Genomic DNA, 22,187 nt, shown 5'->3' on the forward strand with positions numbered 1-22,187 from the left:
TTTGATCGCTTAAGCAACGGCATCCACGCAGGTCACAGACCGTGCGCATCCCCCGTCAAGCGATGCTTAGGGGGGGTTGCCGCCTTGCTTGTTAGGGACCATAGGCGCCCGGGATTCACGGCGTCAAGCCCCCCTTGCTGTATGGTCGCTATGCCCCCTAGGCAGTCGGAGGAGATCCATGCACGACGAGGTTGAGCAGGTGGCCCGGATCGCAGTGCCGGTCGAGCGCGCCAAGGCGGCGATTGGGCTCATGGCGGACTACCAGCACCGTGTGACTGAGCTTTCGCGCATCAGGCGCGAGGCCATTGAAGACGCGGCAGGCAGCGGCATGTCACAGGCCGAGATCGCCGCCCAGCTCGGCGTGAGCCGGGGAAGGGTCGGTCAACTCGCCTCGGCGGGACCGCCGCCGGAACGGGCGTTCTTCGGCACCGGGCCCATGACCGTTCCCCTGGGGGGAAAGTACGAGGCGGGAAAGACTCCTGAGCAGAATCCCAGCGAGGTAATCACCCGGGAAGACCTCAACAACTTCGAGCATCTGCGGAAGCTGTTCACGTCACTCAAACTCGAGTCCGAGTACGAGGTAATCCCTCCGACAGGGATCATCAACCTGAACCGCGATAACCTAGTGGTCATTTGTGGTCCGCGACTGTCGCCGATCATCGCACAAGTTCTGGAAGGAGATAACAATCTCCGATTCCGGAAAGATCGCGCTTGGCATCTCGTTGACCTGAAAACAGAAAAAGAATATAGGTCGCCAATAGACGAGGATGGAACTGCGGGCGACGTCGGCTACGTGGGTCGCCTACCACGACTGGACGGCCGAGGAACGTTCCTTTACATTGCCGGAATCCATTCCATCGGGGCGAGCGGCGTTGTGCACTATCTAGAAAACAATCTAGGAAAGCTCTACCGTGAAGCAAAGACACGCCGATTTTCGGCACTCGTCTCGTGCCAGTATGACCCGAATTCACTGGAAGTACTAGAAAGCCGCCTGGAAACGCCATTGTATATTCACGAGGGGTCCTGATGCGGGTATCAATCGCTACTCAGCCGGGTGGGGCCAAGCCGAACGAGGACTGGGCAGCCGGGACCCCGAAGTTGGCCGTAGTCCTTGATGGCTTGAGCACAGCAGGTCTGGATACTGGCTGCTGCCATGGCGTTCCCTGGTATGTGGCCCACCTCGGCGGCCATCTGGTCTCAACTCTCATGGATCAAAGTCGCCCTCTGCCGGAGTGCTTCGCGCTCTCCCTGAAGCGCGTGGCGGAACTTCACTCTGAATGCGACCTCAAGAACCCCGGAACACCGTCATCAACGGTCTCCATTGTTAGGCAAGGCGAGGAATCCTATGAATACCTCGTGCTGGCCGACTCGCCAATCGCATTCGAGCTCGAAGATGGGCATGAAGTCATCACAGATTCGAGCGTAGATCGAGTGGTAGCCGATCTTAAGAGGGAGGTTCTTAAATACCCCCCGGGCTCCGATGAACATACTGAGAGCCTTCGCCATATGGTCAGTGCTCAGCGAAAAATGCGCAATGTACCGGGCGGATACTGGGTAGCCGGGGCTGACCCGCAGGCTGCCGCCCACGCGATCACAGGGGAAATTCCTGTGGGCGGGGTGCGCTCAATTGCTGTAATGACGGACGGCGCTTCCAGCCTCGTGGATGAATATGCCGTGGCAGATTGGCAGGAAGTATTCAGCATTCTCCGGGAGGCTGGCCCTCAAGCACTGATCGAAGCCGTTCGGGAAGTCGAAGCGACCGACCCTGAGGGCCAACGATGGCCCAGGTTCAAGGTCGGCGACGATTCCACCGTCGTCTTCTGCATTGCCTGACGTTGCGGATACCAACGTGGCCGCCGGGAGCCGACGATGAGCCGCTGAGCAGTGGAGGCAGCGGGTGGGCCACACGAGGCGCGGCCAGCCCGTTGGCTGCGGCTCAGGACCAAAGGCATGAGGGAGCGGCCTTCGGCCGCACGTCCCTCGGGCGCCTGCCGTCTGCGGTGGCTGGCGTGGTCAGGCGCCAGCGGCACCGCGTGCTTGTCACTGTTCGTGTTGGGGAGGGAGACAGGGGGGTTGCCTGATGCCGCGTTTCCGGGGGTCTGATGTCGCGTTCCGGGTGCCTCCCCAGCCTCCCCCGCAGGTCAAAGCCGCTGATCACATGGGGGAGGCAGCCCCGGGGAGGCGTTCGGGGAGTTCTCCCCGCCTCCCCGAACGCCTCCCTTCACTCTCAGCTACATTCGGGCGGCGGTGCGGGGTCGAGTGTCTTAGGTTCAGAAATCTGCGTCCCCCCTTGGTCCTGTGGACCACTACAGGGCTGACCTGCGGAAACCGGGGGGACGCAGGGGGGACGCAGGACCACAGGAGGGGGACGCAGAAACCCCGCCGTGGTCCACAGGGGGTGGCTGGTCTGTCCGAGGTGCTGATTTCTGCGTCACAGCGTCACGAGCGTCACGCGGTGCTGTGACCTGCGGCTTTGCGTGACGCGGTGGCTTGGGGGTGCGTCACCGGTGCGTCATGGACTGCGTCACGGGGTGACGCAGGTGACGCAGGATGACGCAGAGTCCGAGGTCTGCGTCACGCCCGTAATCGCAGGTCAGGAGCCGTTTTCCGTCCAGGCGTGACGCTGTGACGCAGACCTTCCCTACTTAGGACAAAAGAAGGGGTGTCTGTAGTAGTACAGCGCCTTGGGAGAGAAGGGGCCTGCCTGGCGACGCGTTCGTCGGGTGGGCGGCGTCGCCGAACAGCAAGAGGAGCACCCCGTCCCGTGCCCGGTGCCCAGTCGGCGCCTCCTTGCGCACGACAGGTGGAGGGGCCCCACCCAGCGGGCCGCCGGCGGATGCCCCGGACAGGGGCGCCCCGGGGCTGCCGTTGGGCGGCTCGCGGGTCACCTCCCCCCTACACCACGGTCATGGGCCCGGTCATGGCCCCTGGGCTGCAAGGTCATGCCGGTAGAGGGGGGCCGGGTCTTCACCGGAAACCCCCGGATCGCCCTGTGCCCGCCGTGGTGCTCTTCTTGCTGGTTCGGCTGTCGGTTGAGAAGAAGCCACCTCGCGCGGGACGGGGTGGCTTCTTCTGGTCCAAGCAGCGGTGCGGGGTCGAGTGTCTTAGGTTCAGAAATCTGCGTCCCCCCTTGGTCCTGTGGACCACTACAGGGCTGACCTGCGGAAACCGGGGGGACGCAGGGGGACGCAGGACCACAGGAGGGGGACGCAGAAACCCCGCCGTGGTCCACAGGGGGACGCAGGGGGGACGCAGACGGAAAGCTCTGCGTCCCCCCTGGAAACCGCAGGTCAAAGGCTCTTTCGGGGCCCCTGTCCCACAGGGGGACGCAGAACTCCCCCTCTTAGGACAGAAAGCATTCTCAAAGAACTACAAAAGGGACACCCGCAGTGCGGGACCCGCACCCGGCCGCACCCGCCGAACCAGCCCCGGCCACCGAGCACAGCAGGCGCCCGAGGGACGCGCGGCCGAAGGCCGCTCCCTCATGCTCTCCTCTGTGACCCGCGCCCGCCGACCGGGCCGCCACCACGAGCCGGGGCCACAGGGAGGGAGGCAAGGGGGGCGCCCGAGGACGCGGTTTCCGGGGTTCTCGGGGTGGGTTCCGGGGGTACCTCCCTGCCTCCCTGGACGGCCGTTTCCACAGGTGAGAGCGCCAGGGAGCCGTCAGGGAGGCGGACAGTGAGTTCTCCCTGCCTCCCTGACCGCCTCCCTGACCGGAACCGGGCCCCGGGGCCGTCTGTGGGCCGTCAAACGACAGCCAACGACGACTAATAACGACTAACAACGACCCCAACGAGTGATGGGACGCCAGGCCCCCGGCAGGTTGCCGCACGTCGATCCGACGCACCGTCAGTCCACCCTGAACTAGCGGTCATCCGAAAGGAGTGATTCCGGTCACAGGGCCCCAGGTGGATGGCGGGATCCACCCGCGCGGGGGCCGTCCGGGATTTGCGATTCCCGCTGGAGTTGTTACCGTCTGAAGTGAGCCCGGTCGCTGGTGCATCCCCCGTCGCCAGCGACCGGGTTCTTGCGTGTCCGCCCGCGGACGGCCCTCAGTGCGCCAGCCGCGATCCGCCGCCCGGCGTACGGATCGCCGCCTCCACGAGCACATCGAGCAGCGCCGCCGTGCGCGGCAGCCGGATCCGGCCGTCCCGCCCCGGCCACGGGCCGCGCAGCCAGGCCGCCCGGCCGGCCGCCAGTTCCGAGGGCGGCAACGGCACGTAGCCCCCCGCCGAGTGGAACCGCAGCGAGCCCGGCACCAGGTCCTGGGCGTACAGCAGCTCCCCCAGCTCGGCCGGGTCGTACGGCGCCACCAGCCAGCAGGCCCGGGTGGGGGTGACCAGCACCGGCCCGGTCCGCACGCCCCTGTTCGCCAGTTCGGCCTGGGCCCAGGGGGCGGCCGCGGCGGGCAGGCTCAGCGCGCACGGCGCCCCGTCGGTACCGGTGGCCAGGATGATCGGCGCGGTGGGCCGTACGGTCCACCACCACCGCACCATCCGCGGATCGCTGCTGGCCGCCAGCAGCTCGGGGTCCAGGGGGTGGGCACCGGGCACCACGCAGGTGGCCTTCCCGCAGCCGCAGCGGCCGTCCGCTCCCCGCTCGACGCCGGGCAGCACCGGCCAGCCCCAGCGCCGGGCGTAGCCGGAGGCGGCGTCGCGCAGCGCGCGGTCGTCGCCGTGACCGGATCCGTTGTCGTCCTTCCCCCCGCTTTCGCCCTTGCCGTTCTTGCGTCGCATTCCGAGGATCTCGCGCATGAGCGCTCGTCCCTTCCTTCGCGGCTGATTGAGGGCCGGAAGAGATCTTCCGGCCAATCACTCACGTGGAACTTAGATCACCGTGTGTAGCGTCTTGCGCATTGGTGAGGACGCCAGAACCCAAACAACCGTTCCGGCCGTGACTGGCCCGGAGCACTACCCCGTACGTACCCAGCCCGTCCGGCGCGACCGCCGCCGGCTCCTCCCAGTCGATCGCGCGTCCCACGCACCGGCGTTCCTTTTACGCCAAACTCTTCTGGACCCGGCCTGTCGATCAGAGAACACCACAGTCACACGGGCATCATCATTCCCGACCCAAGAGCACACCGGACACCAAGGTCCCGCCCACCGGCAGCGGTGCGCCGTTCCCGGCCGCCACGCACAACAGGGGGGTTTGCGATGAGATCGCGGCAGTCGCTCCTCGACGGAAGAGAGCGCCCATGAGCACATCCGTCCCCTCGAATGTGGCCGGAATCCACCCAACGATCACCCCTGTACCGCAAACTCCTTCACCCGCCGACGCACCCGTCCCACCCGGCGCGGGGCCCGAGCGGCTCGCCTCCTGGATCAGCGACCTCAGCGCTCTCCACGACCTCACCGAGCGCCTCGCCCGTACCAGCACGCTCAGTGATGCAATTCACGAGACTCTGCGTGCCGGCGCGCACCTGATCGGCGCACGCCGCGGCTTGATCGCACTGCGCCCCGAGGAGCCCGGCGACCCCGGCGCGCCGGACGGCGACACCGCCGTTGGCCGGACCCGCCCCGCCGCCCCCGACCGGCTCGTCGGATACGGCCTCACCCCCGGCGAACTCGGCCACCTGGAGACCGTGCCGGACACCGCCGCCCCCCACACCCGGCTCCTGGACGCCGCGGGGGAGGCCACTCCCGCCGGCCCCACCGAGCTGACCCACCACGACATCGCCGCCGACGAGACGCTCGACCCCCGGCACCGCGACGTCGCCCGGCGCCTGGGCGCCGCCGCCAGCCACGCCGTCCTGCTCACCGCCGGGCCGGGCGCGGACAGCGACCCCGCCCGGAGCCCGGACCGCCGGCTGCGCGCCGCCGCCGTCTGGCTCTACGACCAGCCCACCGAGCCCGACCAGCGCCAGCGCCATCTGCTCAGTCGCTATCTGCGGCACGCCGCCCAGCAGCTCGCCCACCACGCCACCCTCGCCGCCGCCCGCGCCGAGCTGGCCACGCTGCGCGAAGGACTGCTGCCCAGCCGGCTGCCGTATCTCCCCGGCGTCACCCTCGCCGTGCGCCACCGGCCCCTGCCGGCCGGCGGCGGCGACTTCTACGACGCCCTCGCCCTGCCCGAGCAGGCACTGGGCCTGGCCATCGGCAGCACCGGCGGCAGCGGCCCGGCCACCGTCGCCGCCATGGGGCGACTGCGCGCCGGGCTGCGCGCCTACGCCGTCATGGAGGGCGAGGACCCGGTCGCCGTCCTCTCCGACCTGGAACTGCTGCTGCGGCTGACCGAACCCGCCCGCTCCGCCACCGCGCTGTTCGGCTACGCCGAGCCCGCCGCCGGACGCCTCGTGCTCGCCTCCGCCGGACACCCGCCGCCCCTGGTCATCGGGGAGCACCGGGCCGAGTTCGCCGACACCACGCTCTCCGCCCCGCTCGGCATGCTCGCCTGCTGGGAGGCGCCCAGCGTCGAGATCGACGTCGCCCGGGGAGAAACGGTCCTGCTGTACAGCGCCGGACTGCTGCGCCGCACCGGCGAGCCCATGGACCGGGCCTTCACCCGGCTGAGAACCGCGGCCCGCGCCGCGGCACCCGAGGTGCGCGCCGACCCCGAGGCCCTCCTCGACCACATGCTGCGCACCGTGACCGCCACCGACAGCGCCACCGACAGCCGCAGCGGCGCCGAGGAGGTCGTGCTGCTCGCCGTTCGCTTCCACTGAGCCACGCCGCGTCACACGGGTGCCACCAGGCGGTACCGGGGAGTGCCATGCCATATGTCTGGCCCTGAACGGCTCTGTCCGGCATCCCCCACTCGCACATACGATGGAACCCGGTCCCCACCGGGACCCGCCGGCACGCGAGGAGGCAGCAGGGTGGCCGAGGAAGCCAAGCCCACGGACGGGAAGAAGCCCGCCGAGACCATCAAGCAGCGCAAGAACAACGTGAACAAGACGGTCTCCGACGAGCTCGCCGAGAACATGAAGAGCGGCTGGGCCGACACCGAGCAGCGCGATCTGGCCCCCGTCCCGCAGGCCGGCCACACCGCCGCCCGGCGCGCCGCGCTCTCCGCCCGTTTCCCCGGCGAGCGGCTGGTCATCCCGGCCGGCCGGCTGAAGACGCGCTCCAACGACACGGAGTACCCCTTCCGCGCCGCCACCGAGTACGTCTACCTCACCGGCAACCAGACCGAGGACGGCGTCCTGGTCCTGGAGCCCACCGAGAACGCCGAGGGCGCGCCGGACGGCCGGGGCCACGAGGCCACGCTGTACCTGCTGCCCCGCTCCGACCGCGAGAACGGCGAGTTCTGGCTCAGCGGCCAGGGCGAGCTGTGGGTCGGCCGCCGCGACAGCCTGGCCGAGGCCGAGCAGCTGTACGGGCTCCCCGTCGCCGACGTGCGCACCGTCGCCGCGCTGCTCAAGGAGGCCACCGGCCCGGTGCGCGTGGTCCGCGGCCACGACAGCACCATCGAGGCGGCTCTCACCGACAAGATCACCGCCGAGCGCGACGCCGAGCTCAAGAGCTTCCTGTCCGAGCAGCGGCTGATCAAGGACGAGTTCGAGATCGCCGAGCTGACGTACGCCTGCGAGGCCACCGCGCGCGGCTTCGAGGACGTCGTCCGGGTGCTGGACAAGGCCGTCGCCACCTCCGAGCGCTACATCGAGGGCACCTTCTTCCTGCGCGCCCGCGTCGAGGGCAACGACGTCGGGTACGGCTCGATCTGCGCGGCCGGACCGCACGCCACCACCCTGCACTGGGTCCGCAACGACGGGCAGGTGCGTCCCGGCGAACTGCTCCTGCTGGACGCCGGCGTGGAGACCCGCTCCCTCTACACCGCCGATGTCACCCGCACGCTGCCCATCGACGGCCGCTTCACCGCGCTCCAGCGCACGATCTACGACGCCGTGTACGAGGCCCAGGAGGCGGGCATCGCCGCCGTGCGGCCGGGCGCCAAGTACCGCGACTTCCACGAGGCGGCGCAGCGCGTGCTGGCCGGGCACCTGGTGGCGTGGGGCCTGCTGGAGGGCCCGGTCGACCGGGTGCTGGAGCTGGGGCTGCAGCGCCGCTGGACCCTGCACGGCACCGGCCACATGCTGGGCCTGGACGTGCACGACTGCGCGGTCGCGCGGCGTGAGGCGTACGTCGAGGGCACCCTGGAGCCCGGCATGGTGCTGACCGTGGAGCCGGGTCTGTACTTCCAGGCCGATGACCTCACGGTGCCCGAGGAGTACCGGGGCATCGGCGTGCGCATCGAGGACGACCTGCTGGTCACCGAGGACGGCACCCGTAACCTCTCGGCCGGCCTGCCGCGCGAGGCCGGCGAGGTCGAGGCCTGGATGGCCCGGCTGACCGGCTGATTCCGTACCTCCGCCGGCCGGGGCCGCGGCCCCGGCCGGCGCCTGAACGTTCCTCCTGGGACGCGAGGTGTCAAGAGGGCGTTTTCGGGTACAGCCCTGGGAACACGGACACCTCCCGTCCCGTTGAACAAGCAGCCAGACCGTTCGCAACCGTGCTGAACGGTGTCACCCACCACGAAAGGAGATAACTTGTCCGCCAATTCGTCGGACCCTCCTGGGCATAGTCCCCGACCACCTCGTCCGCAGAGAACGCACAGCGGCACACGGCGAGGTGGTGTCAGTTGAGTGCCGCGCTACTGGGTCTGCTGGCAGTGATCGTGCTGACAGCGGGTACCGGATATTTCGTCGCCCAGGAATTCGCCTATGTGGCCGCCGACCGGCTGGCCCTGCAGAGCGAGGCCGACGCGGGTGACAAGCGTGCCGCCCGCGCGCTGAAGGTCCAGGAACGGCTGTCCTTCATGCTCTCCGGCGCCCAGCTGGGCATCACCGTGACGGGCCTGATCGTGGGTTTCCTGGCGGAACCCGCCTTCGCCACCCTGCTCGATCCCGTACTGAGCGGCATGGGCGTGCCCGAGGCCGCCGCGACGGGTGTCGCGCTGGTGACGGCGTTCCTGCTGGCCACCGTCATCCAGATGGTCCTGGGTGAGCTGGGCCCCAAGAATCTCGCGCTCGCCGTGCCCGAGCGCCTGGCCAAGTCCCTCGCCGCCTCCACCCTCGCCTACCTGAAGATCGCGGGCCCCGTGGTCCATGTCTTCGACTCGGTGGCCAACAAGCTGCTGCGCAAGGTCGGCATCGAGCCGGTCGAGGAGCTCCACCACGGGGCGACCCTGGAGGAGCTGGGACGGCTGATCGACGAATCCCACGAGCACGGGCAGCTGACGCATGACACCGCGCAGCTCCTCGATCACGCTCTGGAGTTCTCGGACCGCACCCTCGCAGAGGTGATGGTGCCCAGGGTCGACGTGTCCTATGTACGCGCCACCGATCCGGCCTCCTCCGTCGTCGCGCTGATCGGCGAGCACGGCCACTCCCACTACCTGGTGGTCGGCGAGCGGATCGACGACATCACCGGCGTGCTCGGGGTGCGCGAGCTGATGCGCGCGACCCCGCCGGAGCTGGCGGACGCCCAGGCGGGCCCGCTGGCCAGGACCGCGCTGCTGCTGCCCGACACCCTGCCGCTGCCGGGTGCCGTGGAACAGATGCAGGCGGCGGGCGAGGAGTTCGCCGTGGTGCTGGACGAGTACGGCGGTCTGGCCGGCATCGTCACCCTGGAGGACATCGCCGAGGAACTGGTCGGCGACATCGCCGACGAGACCGACGAGATCGAGCTGCCGGCGATCGCCGACGGCACCAGCTGGCTGGTGGACGCGGGCCGCCGCGTCGACGAGGCGGCCGAGGCCACCGGCATCGCACTGCCGGAGGAAGAGGACTTCGAGACCGTGGCCGGTCTGATCATCAACCGCTGTGGCCGTTTCCCCGGCGTCGGCGACCGCATCGAGGTCGGCCTGGCGGACGGCGCCACGGCCGTCATCGAGGTGCTCACCCTCGACCGGCGGGTGCCGGGCCGGGTCCGGCTGGAACGCGTCGAAGCGCCCGCGGAGGGCACCGCCGGGGATCTCCCGGTGGGCGCGCCGCGTGAACGGGTGGAGCAGCGCTCATGAGCATGGGCATGGCAGCGTTCATCACCGTGCTGCTGCTGATCGGCAGTGGCTTCTTCGTGGCCGCCGAGTTCGCGCTGGTCGCCGCCAAGCGGCACCGCCTGGAGCAGGCCGTCACCGAGGGGAAGCGCGGCGCCAAGGCGGCGCTGGCCGGAACGCGTGAGCTCTCGCTCATGCTGGCCGGTGCCCAGCTGGGCATCACCGCGTGCACCCTGGGGCTGGGCTCCATCTCCAAGCCGGCGATCTCGCACGAGGTCGATCCGCTGCTGGAGAAGCTGGGCCTGCCCGGCGGGCTCTCCTACGGCATCGCGTTCCTGTTCGCGATGGTCGTGGTGGTCTTCCTGCACATGGTGGTCGGCGAGATGGCGCCCAAGTCCTGGGCGATCTCCCACCCGGAGCGCTCGGCGATGCTGCTGGCACCGCCGTTCCGCGCGGTGGTGGGGGCGGTGCGTCCGGTCATCTGGGTGATGAACAAGATCGCCAACGGTCTGGTGCGGATGTGCAAGGTGACCCCGCGCGAGGAGCTGACCTCGATCCACGACCGGGAGCAGCTGGCCCATCTGGTCGGCGAGTCGCAGCGGCTCGGCCTGATCAGTGAGGCCGACTCGGGGCTGATCACCCGCTCGCTGACCCAGCCGCTGTCACCGGTGGGCGCCATCCTGGTGCCGGCCGACAAGATCGCGGAGATCCCGGCGGAGGCTGGCGCCGACGCGATCCTGACCGCGGCCACGGCCAGCGACCACACCCGGCTGCTGGTACGGGACGGGGAGCGGATCCTCGGCTCGGTGCACGCGCGCGACGCCATCGTGGCGCGGGCCCGCGGCCAGCGGGTCACCGCGGGCGAGCTGGCCCGGCCGGTGCCCGAGCTGGCCCCGGACGACACCGTCTCCCACGCGGTGGAGCAGCTGCGGCAACGGCGCGCCTCGCTGGCGGTGGTCCGCGACGGTGACGGACGGCTGTCCGGGCTGATCAGCCTGGACGACCTGCTGGTACGGCTGATGCGGCCGGAACCGGTGGCGTAACGGAGCGGGCGAGGGCCCCGGGACGGAGAACCGTCCCGGGGCCCTCGTGTGTGGACGGGGGCCGGGTCAGCGGTTCGGCGCGGGCCGCGGTGCGGTTCCACACGGTGACGGAGTGCCCGGCGTCCAGGAAGGCACCGGCGAGGGCGCTGCCCATGCCGCCCAGGCCGAGCACGGTGACGTCCGTGGGGTGCGGGGTCATCGGACGGGTTCCTTCCCCGTGCCGCTCATCAGGGTGGCGAGCGCGGGGCTGTCCTGGTCGCCGAGTCCGGCGGAGACCGCGCGGTTGAGGAGTTCCTGTACCGGGATCAGCAGCGCCGGATCGACGCCCTGCGCGGTACTGGCCTCAATGAGATTCACGAAACCGGTGGCCTGCATCGCGAGGGGGGAGGACACCGGGCCGAATTCTCCGCTGTCGATCTGCCGGGCCCAGTCCGGGAATCCGGACATCATCGCGGTCATCCAGGGAATCAGCAGTTCGTCGGTGAATTCCCGGGTGCTCCCGCCCTCCGTTCGGGCGAGCGCGGTGGCGTGCAGATATCCGGCGAACATCCCGTACATGCCGCTGAGCAGCGCGAGATCGTACAGGGACGCCAGGCCGGGATCCTCGCCCAGCCAGCGGGCGGCGCCCAGCAGTTCGAGGGCGGCGCGGTGCTCCTCGACGGCGGCCCGGTCGCCGCTGTACAGCACCAGGGAGCCCGGCCCGCCGATCATCGGCGGGACGGCCATGATGCCGCCGTCCACGTACCGTGCGCCGCGCTGGGTGGCCCACTCGGCGAACTCCCGTGCCTGGGCCGGGGTGCCGTTGGTGAGGTGGACCAGGGTCCGGCCCTTCAGGGCGTCGCCGATGGCGCCCAGGGTGGCGTACGCGGCGGTGTGGTCCAGCACGCACAGCAGGACCAGTTCGCCGGCCGTCACGGCCTGCCGGGCGTCGTCTGCCCGGGCGGCACCGCGTGCGGCCAGGGCGTCCGCCCTGCCCGGGGTGCGGTTCCAGACGGTGACCGGGTGGCCGCCGTCGAGGAACGCGGTGGCCAGGGCGCTTCCCATGGCGCCCAGGCCCAGCACCGTCACCGGGGTGACGGGGGATGTCCCGCTCACGTGTATCGCTCCGCTTCGTGTCAATGGGTATGAGAACTGGCGCCAGGAGAAAGCCTGTTCCACGGCGGTACGATCGGCAAGTACCGACTGAAAAGTCAGGTACCTACCAAAAGGTCAGTACGGGCGGGGAGCTGTGATGCGGGAACAGCCTTATGTGTGCGGAATTGACGCGGCCGTCGATGTCATCGGCGGAAAGTGGAAAGTGCTCATTCTGTGGGCGCTGAAGGACGGCAAGCAGCGTTTCGGGGAGGTGAAACGGCAGATTCCCGGGGTGAGCGAGAAGGTGCTGATCCAGCAGTTGCGGGAGCTGGAGTCCGACGAGATCGTGCACCGGGAGGTCTACCGCGAGGTGCCGCCGAAGGTGGAGTACTCGCTGACCGCGCTGGGGGTTTCGCTGAACGAGGCGCTGGGCCCGCTGGGGGACTGGGGCCGGGAGAACATGGCGCACATCGCGGCGGTCCGCGGCGAACTGTGCACGGACAAGGCGGGGAAGACGAAGGCCGGGGCCATGGGCGGCACGCGCTGAGCGTGCCGCCCATGGCCCCGGCGGGCAGTACGGGGGTGGTGCGGGTGCGGTGCGGTCAGTCGCCGATCGTCACGGACTCGATGACGACATCCTTGACCGGCCGGTCCTGGGCGGCGGTCTCGGTGGTCGCGATGGCGTCCACCACGGCCCGGGACTCCTCGTCGGCGACCTCGCCGAAGATGGTGTGCTTCCCGTTGAGATGCTCGGTCGGGACCACCGTGATGAAGAACTGCGAGCCGTTGGTGCCCGAACCGTCCGGGTTCAGCCCCGCGTTGGCCATCGCCAGCAGGTACGGCTCGTCGAAGGTCCGGCCGGAATCGACCTCGTCGTCGAACTGGTAGCCCGGGCCGCCCATGCCGGTGCCCTGCGGGTCACCGCCCTGGATCATGAAGCCGTCGATCACCCGGTGGAAGATGAGGTCCTGGTAGAGCGGCTCGCCGTCCTGCTGCCCCTCCCAGGGCAGCGAACCGTCCGCCAGACCGGCGAAGTTGGTCACCGTCAGCGGCGCTTCCCCGGGGAACAGCGTCACCGTGATGTCGCCCTCGCTGGTGTGCAGGACGGCGCTGGTGGCCTGCGACGCCTCCGCTCCGGCGGGGCCGGCCAGGGAGGACGGGATGTCCTGCCCGGGGTCGCTCTGCTCCTCTTCCTGCCCGTCCTGCTCCCGCTGCCCGCCCTGCTGTTCCTGGCCCTGGGAGTCCGAGGACCCCTCGTCCCCGGATTCGGAGCCGCAGGCCGTCATCAGGCCCAGGCACAGCAGCGCGGCGGCCAGCCGCCGGGATGTGCGGTTCATGTGCGACGCCTTCCGTCCGTGGTCATGTCGGCCAGCACATCATGCATCACACCGGCCCCGCATCACTCGAAAAGGTCACGCCATTCCGGGGCGAGGGCGATCTCCCTCAGCTGCTCCATCGTCAGCGGGCTGCCGGGGCGGCTCACGACATCGTCGTCCTCCAGACCCGGCATATTGCTCACCGTGATGTCCAGCATCCCGCCGTCGGAGAACCCGACCGACGCCGACCAGATACCCGTCGGGTCGCCTTCCGACGGGCCGAGGTCGCACAGCTCGACATGCGTGGCGTCATCGACCCGTTCGTTCGCGCAGCCGAACTCCTCCAGGGCCTCCCGCTCCTCCGCGGTGAGATCCAGGTCGTCCCAGCTGTCGAAGTACCCCTCCATGCTGGGGTCATAGGGCTCGTACGGCTCGTAGGAGGCCCACAGCTGGATCGAGACGTAGGCGGGACCGTCGCCGTCGTCCACCACCAGGTACGCCTCGCCCGGCCCCTCCTCCTCCCGCACGTCGTCGGTGACCGTCAGACGCTCCGGAGCCAGGTCGCGGAACAGGTCCCGCAGCACCTCGGGCGCGACATTGACCATCTCGGGGTCGAAGTCGTCGTCGGCCGGCGCGCCCTGGGTGTCGTCCACCAGGTCGAAGACCTGCTGCCAGACCGGCGCCATGGCGATCGCCGCCAGCTGGTCCTCGTCGAGGAGCGGCTCGTAGCTGTCCGGATCGCCGATCCGCGAGAGGTCCTTGTCGAGGTCGACGGAGACGGAACGCATGGAGGGAACGTCCTCGAAGGGCCCCTCCTTCTCCAGCGTCGCGCTCCAGCTCGTCATGTCCGGCATGTCCTCCATGCCGTGCCAGTCCCACCGCAGATGAGTCAGCACCGAACCGTCGTCCAGGTCCTCCTGGGAGCACCGGTAGCCCGGCTCGTCCGGCGCAACGCACCCCGCCTCCACCCGGAAGTCCTCGGTCGCCCAGCGGTGGAGCGTCACGCCCAGGGTGACCTCCCCGGGGACGGTGTCCCGCAGCGTCAGGAAGATGCTGGGGGTCTCCAGGCCGCGCGGGCTCTCGGCCTCGCTGCTCAGCACCTCCACCCCCTCGGGCAGCATCGAGCTGAGGGTCTCGATCATCTCCTCGCTGTTCTCCGGGGGGGAGTCGGCCACCGGGGTGGTCTGACCGCCGCCGGTGAGCTGGACCGCGCCGACGGACAGCAGTGCCACCGAGGCCGCGCCCGCCACGATGCCGGCGCGCCGGCGGAACACCCGGGTCCGGCCGCGCCGCAGCCCGCCCTCGGCCAGCCGCAGCGGGTCGGGCTCGAAGCCCTCACCGGTCTGCCGGAGCATGGTGCTCAGTTCGTGTTCGAAGCTGGCGGGAGTGTCGTCGTTTCTCTTCATGGGGTGTCTCTCCATCGGCCTTACTGCGCGATCAGTTCAGCGAGACCGGACGCGCCGAGCACGCCTCGGAGCTTGGTCAGGGCCCTACTGCTGCGGGTACGCACCGCGCTGGAGCTGGTGCGCATCATCTCCGCGGTCTGCTCCACGCTCAGGTCCTCCCAGAACCGCAGCACCAGGACCGTCCGGTCCAGGGGCGGCAGCTGGGCGAGTGCCTGGAGCAGGGTGACCTTGAGGGTGGAGTCCGTCGAGGGGGCGGGCTGGTCGGGCAGCGCCACCGCGGGCCGTTCACCGCTGCTGCGGCGGCGCTTGTAGGTCAGGAAGCAGCGCACCAGAACGGTGTGCGCGTACGCCGCCGGGTTGTCGATGCAGCGCTTGCGTTTCCAGGCGGTGTACATCCGCCCGAGCGTCTCCTGGACGAGGTCCTCGGCGAGGTGGGTGTCGCCGCTCGTCAGCAGGCACGCGGACCGGTACAGCGCACCGCTTCGCCGCATGGCGAAGTCGTGGTACGCCTCCAGATCCCGCTGCTTCATCAGGTCCCCCTCAACATTCCCCGGGGCTGCCCCCGCTCACTTCCATGACGCGCGAGCAGCCGCCGGACGTTACAGCCTATTTCCGGGGGTGGCGGTGATCGCCGTCACCGCCACCCCCGGGCGTACCGAACGGATCAGACCGCGGAGGCGCCGAACAGGTCCTGCCAGGCGCTGTCGGCGGCGATGTCGGCCAGCTGGTCCACGCTCAGCGGGGCGTCGGCGCGGGTCGGGTCGCTGTCCCAGTCGGCGACGTTGTACTGGGTGATGTCGAGGCTGGAGCCGTCGGCGTAGTACACGGTGGCGGACCACAGGCCCAGCGGGTCATCGTCGCTCGGCGCCCAGGTGCACACGTTCAGCTCGTTGCCGTTGTCCAGGATGGTGTGCTCGCACTCCGGGCCGAACTCCTCGTCGGCGGCGGCGTCGAAGTCGATGCCCTCCTCGAAGCCCTCCTCGTCCCAGGGGCCGAAGGCGAAGATGTCCACCAGCACGGCGCCCCGGCCGTCGTCGACCAGCAGGGAGGCGTAGTCGACCTCCTCCTCACCGGCCTCGACGGGGGTGACCTCGATGCCCTCGGGCGCCAGCGAACGGAAGGTGTCCTGGAGCTGCGCGGCGGGGATCTGCGGGCCGTCGCCGAAGCCGTCCCACTCCTCCTCGACGGGCTCGCCGTACTCGGCGTCGAGCGCGGCCAGCAGGTCCTGCCACACCTGGGACTGCGCGGCCTCGGCCAGCTGCGCCTCGTCGAGGACCGGGAGGTAGGCGCCGGTGTCGGCGACCTCGGTGAGGTCCTTGTACTGCGAGAGGTAGATGTTGCGGCCGGTCTCGTTCTCGAAGTCGGGGTTGCCCGGGCCCTCCAGCCACACATCCCAGCCGATCGAGTGGTGGGCCTCGCCGTCCTCGCCCTCGCCGGTGCCGTCGGTCTCGTACTCCCAGGTGTTGACCGAGAGCAGCCGGCCGTCGGACAGCTCGGTCTCGACACAGTCGCCGCTCACGACATCCTCGGTGTCGCCCTCGTCGATGTACTCCGGGCAGCCGGCGTAGTCGCGCCAGTCACCGACAGAGCGGTGGACGCCCACATCGATGGTGGTGGCGCCGCCGGTGTTGTCCGTGGCCTCGACGAAGGCGTACGGGTACTCGCTGTCCTGGTACCCCTCGCCGAAGGACTCGGTGATCTCGGTGCCCTCCGGCAGCAGCCCGGTCAGCGCCTCGACGATCTCCTGCCCGGTGGCCGGAGCGGTGCCCTGCTCGGACGCCGCGCTCACGGACGCCGCCCCCATGGTCGTCGCCGCGGCGACGGTGGCGATGGCCGCCGTCAGAGCCGCCCGGCGCCGCCAGCTGCGCTTCACAATCTTCTCCATCGTTCCCTGACCCCCATCCACACCGGCCGCCGGCCGGTGAAAGTGCCTGGCGAGGCGGGGTTTCCCCGTCGCTCTCGCCCTTCACTCCCTTCGATGCGGTGGGCCCGGAACGATGTTGCAGCCCGCCGGAAAGTTTTCCGGCGGGCTGCGGCGGCGGGGCGGGGGGTGAGGGGGTCAGGAGGCCCTGAGGAGGGCGTCCTCGCGCCACTTGAGGACCTTGTCGAAGCTGACGACGGCGCCACCGCCGCCGGGGTGGTTGCCGAACCGGGACGCGTCCGAGAGCGCCTCGATCAGCTGGAGCCCGCGCCCGCCCTGCTCCAGGGCCTGGCTCTCGCGGCGCGGTCCCGGGGGGTCGGCCGGGAAGCCGGGGCCCGAGTCGGTGACCTCGATGCGGCACACGTCCCCGTCGATCGAGGCCGTCACGCGGTACACGGCCCCGCCGCCGCCCCCGTGCTGGACGGCGTTGGCGCAGGCCTCGGTGAGCGCCACGCACAGTTCGTGGGCGATGTCGGCGTCCACCCCCGCCGTCTCCATGGCTCCCAGCAGCAACCGCCGGGCGAGCGGGACGCTGGACGCTTCCCGCCGCAGTTGGAGTGACCACCAGATGCTCATGCTCCAGCCTCCCGACCGCGCCGTGAATTCCCCCTAGGCATTGCCGGTGAGCGCGGCCCGTAAGCGTGGGAGGGAACCAACAACCCCCATTCAGCGGATGTACCGGGAGGCTTACGTCGATATAACGACAGCTGGGTGAGGGTGAATGCGGGCACATGCGTACGATCCCTGATCCCGCCCGTCTCCGGCGTGGCGGCCGGTGAGATGATGAGCCCGCCATGCGAGCCGGAGCCGATCTGCGTCTGCTGAGGGCCGCGGTCTTCGCCGCGGCCTGCACGGCGCTGGCCGCCGCCGGGCACCTGAGCGCCGGTGGCCCCCCGCTGCCGGCCTGGACCCTGGTCACCGCCTGGGCCGCCCTGTGCGCCCTGTCCCTCCCGCTGGCCGGGCGCGAACGCCGCTCGGTGGCCGCGCTGGCCACCGCGCTGGCCGCCGGACAGTTCGCCCTGCACCACCTCTTCTCCCTCGGCCAGTTCGGCCTCCCCACCCACCACGGCGGCGCCGGCGGCGAGGGCCCGCTCGCCCTGGCCGGGCGGCTGCTGTGCAACGGCTACGCCGTCCCCCTCACCGAGGAGCGGGCCGCCCAGATCGTCCGCGACGCCGGACTCGACCCCACCGCGGGCGCCGCACAGAGCGCCGAGGCGACCGCGCACGCCGCCGGGGCCGCGCCCAGCGGCTCCCTCATGCTGCTCGGCCACCTGCTGGCCGCGCTCGCCACCGGCTGGCTGCTGCGCCGCGGCGAGGCCGCGCTGTGGCAGCTGGTGCGGCTGGCCACCCGGGTCGCCGCGGCCCACCTGCCGTGGCCGCTCGCCGTCCGGCTGACCCACCTGCTGTACGGCGCCGCGCGGCCCGTCCCGTACGGCCCCACCGCGCCCCGCGCCGACCGGTACCCGGCCGCCGCCAAGCCGCCCACGCTGCTGCTCGCGCACAGCATGCACCGGCGCGGACCGCCGCCCGGGCTCGCCCTCGCGGCCTGATCGCCCGCCTCTCCGACGGACCCCCGAAGGGAGCGCGGCGCGGTGCCGCGCGCTGCTTCTCCCCCCTCATTCACCCGACGTCCGTCCGTGGAGTGTCCTGTCATGCATCGCACTCGCGTCGCCGCCCGCGCGGCCACGCTCCTCCTCACCGCCACCGGCGTCCTCGCGCTGGCCGGCACCGCCCAGGCCCATGTCTCCGTCGACCCCGGCGAGGCCGGGCAGGGCGGCTACAGCGTCGTCAACTTCAAGGTCCCCAACGAGCGCGCCGACGCCTCCACCGTCCGGCTGGAGATCCACCTCGACCCGGCGTACCCGCTGTCCTCGGTCATGCCGCAGCCCGTTCCCGGCTGGGACGTGGAGATCGAGACCGCGCCGCTGGACGAGCCGCTGGAGCACCACGGCAGCCAGATCACCGAGGCCCCCAGCGTCATCACCTGGAGCGGCGGGGAGATCGCCCCCGGCACCTTCCAGCAGTTCCCCGTCTCCCTGGGCCCGCTGCCCGGCGACACCGATCAGCTCGTCTTCAAGGCCATCCAGACCTACGACAGCGACGAGGTCGTGCGCTGGATCGAGGAACCGGCCGAGGACGGCACCGAGCCCGAGCACCCCGCGGCCGTGCTGGCGCTGACCCCGGCCACGGACGGCGGGCACGGCCACGGCGCCCCCGAGTCCGGGGCGGCCGACGCGGACCACGACGGTACGGAGTCGGTCGTCGCCGAGGCCGCCTCCGCCAGCGACACCACCGCGCGGGTGCTGGCCGGGGCCGGCCTCGCCACCGGCGTCGCCGGCATCGCCATCGGGGTGCTCGCCGGCCGCCGCCGCGCCACCCCCGCCGACCAGCAGTCCTGAGCCGGACGGACGGGACGGGGCAGGCGGTCGTCCCGCCGCCCGCCCCGCCCCGTCCCCCGCCGGCCCCCTGTCCCGAACTCCGCACCACAGGAAAGCCACATGCGTCCGCACACCACTCGCACCCTCACCCGTACCGCCGCCGTCGCCCTCGCCGCGGCCTTCGCCCTCACCGCCTGCGGCGGTGACTCCGGCTCCGGCTCGGACGGCGACGCGGCCGTCGCCGACATCTCCGGGGAGCAGGACCCCACCCAGGGCACCGTGCTCGACACCCCGTTCGCCAAGCCCGCCATCACCCTCACCGACACCGAGGGCGAACCGTACGACCTGGTCGCCGAGACCGCGGGGCACGCCACCCTCGTCTACTTCGGCTACACCAACTGCCCCGACGTCTGCCCCCTCACCATGAGCAACATCGGCAACGCCACCGCCGGGCTCACCCCCGAGCAGCGCGAGGACCTGCGGGTCGTCTTCATCACCTCCGACCCCGAGCGCGACACCCCCGAATCGCTCGGCCCCTGGCTGCGCGCCCAGGGCGAGGACTTCGTCGGCCTCACCGGCGACTTCGACACCATCCAGGAGGCCGCCCGCTCGCTGGGCATCTACATCGACCCGCCCAGCCAGGACGAGGACGGCAACTGGATCTCCACCCACGGCTCGCAGGTGCTGGCGTTCCTGCCCACCGATGACAAGGCGCACGTCATCTACATGGAGGGCGTCACCCAGGACACCTACGCCGCCGATCTGCCCGGCCTGATCGAGGGGCGCACCCCGTGAGGCGCGCGGCACGCGCGGCGGCCGGCCTCGCACTGGCGCTCACCGTGCTCACCGCCTGCTCCTCCGACGGCGGCGGCGAGCCGGAACTGACGGCCGCGGGCGCGTACATCCCCGAGCCCATCACCGCGGACATGGCGGGCGGCTTCCTCGTCATCGAGAACACCGGGGACGCGGACGACACCCTCACCTCCGTGCACAGCGACCTCGCCGGGAGCGTCGAGATGCACGAGACGGTGAACAACGCCATGCGCCCGGTCGACTCCTTCCCGGTCCCGGCCGGCGGGCGGCTGAGCCTGGAGCGGGGCGGCAGCCATCTGATGCTGCTCGGCCTCTCGCACCAGCCGCTCGAAGGCGAGACCGTCTCCCTCGAACTGCGCTTCGAGAAGTCCGAGCCGATCACCCTCGACGTACCGGTCCGGGCCACCACCTACACCGGGGAGTGACCTCCCGCATGCCCACGACCACCACCGCCACCCGCGCCGCCCGGCTGCTCGTCCTGCTGGCGGCGCTCGGCACCCTGCTGTTCGCCGGGGCCCCGCAGGCCGCGGCGCACGCGAGCCTGACCGGGAGCAGCCCGGCGGACGGGGAGGTGGTGGCCACCGCCCCGGACACCGTCGTCCTCACCTTCTCGGAACGGGTCACGCTCAGCGGCGACAAGGCGCTGCGCGTACTCGACCCGGCGGGCGGCCGGGTGGACACCGGCGAGATCACCGACCTGAGCGTGGACGGGACGGTACGGCACGGGGTGGCGCTGACCGGCGGCCTGGCGGACGGCACCTACACCGTCGCCTGGCAGGCCATCTCCGCCGACAGCCATCCCATCGCCGGTGCCTTCACCTTCTCCGTCGGCGCCCCGTCCGAGACCTCCGTGCGGCTGTCCGACCAGCAGCCGGGCGGCGGAACGGTGGGGCTGCTGTACGAGACGGCGCGCTTTCCCGCGTACGCCGGGTTCGTGCTGCTGGTGGGCGGCGTGGCGTTCACCCTGCTGTGCCGTCCCGGCGCGGGGGCGGCGCGGGCCGGCGGGAGGCTGGCGCTGGCCGGCTGGACGGCGCTGACCGGCGCCACGCTCGCGCTGGTGCTGCTGCGCGGCCCGTACACCGGGGTCGGGCTGCGGGACGCCATCGACACCAAGACCGGTACGGCGCTGCTCAGCCGACTGCTGCTGCTCGCCGCCGCCGCGCTGTTCCTCGCGGTGCTGTACGGCGGCGGGGCGCGGGAGCGGCGCGGCGGCCGGGGCCTGCCGGGGTACGCGCTGCCGGTCGCGGGCACGCTGCTGGCGGTGGGGCTGGCGGCGACCTGGGCGCTGTCCGAGCACGCGTCCACCGGGCACTGGACACAGGTGGCCGTCCCGGCGGATGTGATCCATCTGCTGGCGGCGGGGGCCTGGCTGGGCGGGCTGGCCACGCTGCTGACGCTGCTGTTCCGCTTCCCCGGGCAAGTGTCGCGGGCGGTGGTGCGGCGCTTCTCGCTGCTGGCGTTCTGGTCGGTGGTGGCGCTGGCGGTGACCGGGATCTTCCAGGCGTGGCGGCAGGTCGGCGACGCGGACGCGCTCCTCAGCACCCGGTACGGTCAGCTGCTGATCGTCAAAGTCGCGCTGGTGGTGCTGATCCTGGCCGCCGCCTGGATCTCCCGGCGCTGGACGGCCCGGCTGGCCGAGGGGACCGGCCAGCCGGACGCCGACCCACCGGCGGACCACGAGGACCGGGCCCCCGAACCCGCCACCGTGCCGTCCGCCCCCGGGGACGACAGCGACGAGGACCCCGTACGCCGGGCGCAGCTCGCCCGCCAGCGCGCCGCCGTCCGGCAGGCCCGGCGCCGCCGCGACCGCGACGCCGACGCCGAACGCTCGGGACTGCGCCGCAGCGTCCTCGCCGAAGCCGCCATCGCCGCCCTCATCCTCGCCGTCACCACCGCCCTCACCGGCAGCACCCCGGCCCGTACGGAGGCCGCCGCCGCGACCGCGAGCACCCCCGAACCGATTTCCGTCCAGCTCCCCTACGACACCGGCGGCCCCCACGGGCAGGGCACCGCACTGCTGGACATCACCCCGGGCGGCACCGGCGACAACGTGCTGCACCTGCGCCTGACCGACCCCGAGGGGCTGCCCAACGGCGCCGAGGAAGTACGGATCTCCCTCACCCTCCCCGCCGAGGACCTCGGGCCGCTGCGCTACGAGCCCACCCACGTCGACGTCGGCCACTGGGTCTCCGACGACCTGCGGCTCCCCCGCCCCGGCGACTGGGAACTCTCCCTCACCCTGCGCACCTCCGAGATCGACCAGACCACCGAGACCACCACCGTCACCGTCGGATAGCGAACCC

Annotated in this window: 19 protein-coding genes and 1 pseudogene; 12 read left to right on the top strand and 8 right to left on the bottom strand. The window is 71.1% G+C overall.

Annotation, left to right across the window (positions count from 1 at the left end):
• Positions 1 to 178 precede the first annotated feature (178 nt).
• Positions 179 to 1,027 (top strand): sigma factor-like helix-turn-helix DNA-binding protein, encoded by an 849-nt coding sequence (locus ACTFAP_RS13675; protein WP_500469243.1) that lies wholly within the window; start codon positions 179 to 181, stop codon positions 1,025 to 1,027.
• Between the two features lie 230 nt (positions 1,028 to 1,257).
• Positions 1,258 to 1,833 carry a hypothetical protein gene (locus ACTFAP_RS13680; protein ID WP_500469245.1) on the top strand — a complete coding sequence of 192 codons (576 nt, stop codon included), beginning with the start codon at positions 1,258 to 1,260 and terminating at the stop codon, positions 1,831 to 1,833.
• 2,219 nt (positions 1,834 to 4,052) lie between these two features.
• Here ACTFAP_RS13680 and ACTFAP_RS13685 read toward each other — a convergent pair.
• Positions 4,053 to 4,754, bottom strand: a complete 702-nt coding sequence (locus ACTFAP_RS13685; RefSeq protein WP_500469247.1) for a bifunctional DNA primase/polymerase — start codon at positions 4,752 to 4,754, stop codon at positions 4,053 to 4,055.
• Positions 4,755 to 5,194: 440 nt separating this feature from the next.
• Here ACTFAP_RS13685 and ACTFAP_RS13690 point away from each other — a divergent pair, with 440 nt between their 5' ends.
• The 4 genes from ACTFAP_RS13690 (at position 5,195) to ACTFAP_RS13705 (ending at position 10,976) form a co-directional block, all read left to right on the top strand.
• Positions 5,195 to 6,661 (top strand): PP2C family protein-serine/threonine phosphatase, encoded by a 1,467-nt coding sequence (locus ACTFAP_RS13690; protein ID WP_500469249.1) that lies wholly within the window; start codon positions 5,195 to 5,197, stop codon positions 6,659 to 6,661.
• Between the two features lie 153 nt (positions 6,662 to 6,814).
• On the top strand, positions 6,815 to 8,296 hold the full coding sequence (locus ACTFAP_RS13695) for an aminopeptidase P N-terminal domain-containing protein (RefSeq protein WP_495684761.1): 1,482 nt from the start codon (positions 6,815 to 6,817) through the stop codon (positions 8,294 to 8,296).
• Positions 8,297 to 8,577: 281 nt separating this feature from the next.
• Positions 8,578 to 9,957, top strand: coding sequence for a CNNM domain-containing protein (locus ACTFAP_RS13700; RefSeq protein WP_495684762.1), 1,380 nt, complete (start codon positions 8,578 to 8,580; stop codon positions 9,955 to 9,957).
• Positions 9,954 to 10,976, top strand: a complete 1,023-nt coding sequence (locus ACTFAP_RS13705) for a CNNM domain-containing protein (protein WP_495684763.1) — start codon at positions 9,954 to 9,956, stop codon at positions 10,974 to 10,976. Before ACTFAP_RS13700 ends, ACTFAP_RS13705 begins: the two co-directional genes overlap by 4 nt.
• Before the next feature lie 67 nt (positions 10,977 to 11,043).
• Here the strand turns inward: ACTFAP_RS13705 and ACTFAP_RS13710 are convergent.
• Both ACTFAP_RS13710 and ACTFAP_RS13715 read right to left on the bottom strand, forming a co-directional pair.
• Positions 11,044 to 11,175: pseudogene (locus tag ACTFAP_RS13710) on the bottom strand (NAD(P)-binding domain-containing protein); the annotation flags it as partial.
• Positions 11,172 to 12,071: an NAD(P)-dependent oxidoreductase gene (locus ACTFAP_RS13715; protein ID WP_500469252.1), complete on the bottom strand. Its 900-nt coding sequence runs from the start codon at positions 12,069 to 12,071 to the stop codon at positions 11,172 to 11,174. The pseudogene ACTFAP_RS13710 and the gene ACTFAP_RS13715, both read right to left, overlap by 4 nt.
• Positions 12,072 to 12,207: 136 nt before the next feature.
• Here ACTFAP_RS13715 and ACTFAP_RS13720 point away from each other — a divergent pair, with 136 nt between their 5' ends.
• On the top strand, positions 12,208 to 12,597 hold the full coding sequence (locus ACTFAP_RS13720; RefSeq protein WP_500469254.1) for a winged helix-turn-helix transcriptional regulator: 390 nt from the start codon (positions 12,208 to 12,210) through the stop codon (positions 12,595 to 12,597).
• 55 nt (positions 12,598 to 12,652) lie between these two features.
• Here ACTFAP_RS13720 and ACTFAP_RS13725 read toward each other — a convergent pair whose 3' ends face one another.
• The 5 genes from ACTFAP_RS13725 to ACTFAP_RS13745 form a co-directional block, all read right to left on the bottom strand.
• Positions 12,653 to 13,201 (bottom strand): peptidylprolyl isomerase, encoded by a 549-nt coding sequence (locus ACTFAP_RS13725; protein WP_495684948.1) that lies wholly within the window; start codon positions 13,199 to 13,201, stop codon positions 12,653 to 12,655.
• Positions 13,202 to 13,449: 248 nt separating this feature from the next.
• The gene (locus ACTFAP_RS13730; protein WP_495684766.1) at positions 13,450 to 14,772 is read right to left on the bottom strand and encodes a hypothetical protein; all 1,323 of its coding nucleotides are present in this window, start codon (positions 14,770 to 14,772) and stop codon (positions 13,450 to 13,452) included.
• A 20-nt stretch (positions 14,773 to 14,792) separates the two neighbouring features.
• Positions 14,793 to 15,302, bottom strand: coding sequence for a SigE family RNA polymerase sigma factor (locus ACTFAP_RS13735; protein ID WP_262833587.1), 510 nt, complete (start codon positions 15,300 to 15,302; stop codon positions 14,793 to 14,795).
• Between the two features lie 134 nt (positions 15,303 to 15,436).
• Positions 15,437 to 16,657: a hypothetical protein gene (locus tag ACTFAP_RS13740; RefSeq protein WP_500469256.1), complete on the bottom strand. Its 1,221-nt coding sequence runs from the start codon at positions 16,655 to 16,657 to the stop codon at positions 15,437 to 15,439.
• Positions 16,658 to 16,831: 174 nt separating this feature from the next.
• Entirely contained in the window at positions 16,832 to 17,269 is a 438-nt protein-coding gene (locus ACTFAP_RS13745; protein WP_400011503.1) for an ATP-binding protein, read from the bottom strand.
• Between the two features lie 218 nt (positions 17,270 to 17,487).
• Here ACTFAP_RS13745 and ACTFAP_RS13750 point away from each other — a divergent pair, with 218 nt between their 5' ends.
• The 5 genes from ACTFAP_RS13750 (at position 17,488) to ACTFAP_RS13770 (ending at position 22,180) form a co-directional block, all read left to right on the top strand.
• Positions 17,488 to 18,243, top strand: a complete 756-nt coding sequence (locus ACTFAP_RS13750; RefSeq protein ID WP_500469258.1) for a hypothetical protein — start codon at positions 17,488 to 17,490, stop codon at positions 18,241 to 18,243.
• Between the two features lie 102 nt (positions 18,244 to 18,345).
• Positions 18,346 to 19,092, top strand: coding sequence for a YcnI family copper-binding membrane protein (locus ACTFAP_RS13755; RefSeq protein ID WP_500469260.1), 747 nt, complete (start codon positions 18,346 to 18,348; stop codon positions 19,090 to 19,092).
• Between the two features lie 99 nt (positions 19,093 to 19,191).
• Complete coding sequence (locus ACTFAP_RS13760) at positions 19,192 to 19,866, top strand: SCO family protein (RefSeq protein WP_500469261.1); 675 nt, start codon at positions 19,192 to 19,194, stop codon at positions 19,864 to 19,866.
• Positions 19,863 to 20,309, top strand: coding sequence for a copper chaperone PCu(A)C (locus ACTFAP_RS13765; RefSeq protein WP_400011506.1), 447 nt, complete (start codon positions 19,863 to 19,865; stop codon positions 20,307 to 20,309). The genes ACTFAP_RS13760 and ACTFAP_RS13765 overlap by 4 nt, the downstream gene beginning before the upstream one ends.
• An 8-nt stretch (positions 20,310 to 20,317) precedes the next feature.
• Positions 20,318 to 22,180 (top strand): copper resistance protein CopC, encoded by a 1,863-nt coding sequence (locus ACTFAP_RS13770; RefSeq protein ID WP_495684772.1) that lies wholly within the window; start codon positions 20,318 to 20,320, stop codon positions 22,178 to 22,180.
• Positions 22,181 to 22,187: the final 7 nt, after the last annotated feature.

Source organism: Streptomyces sp. PH9007 (genome assembly GCF_059813725.1).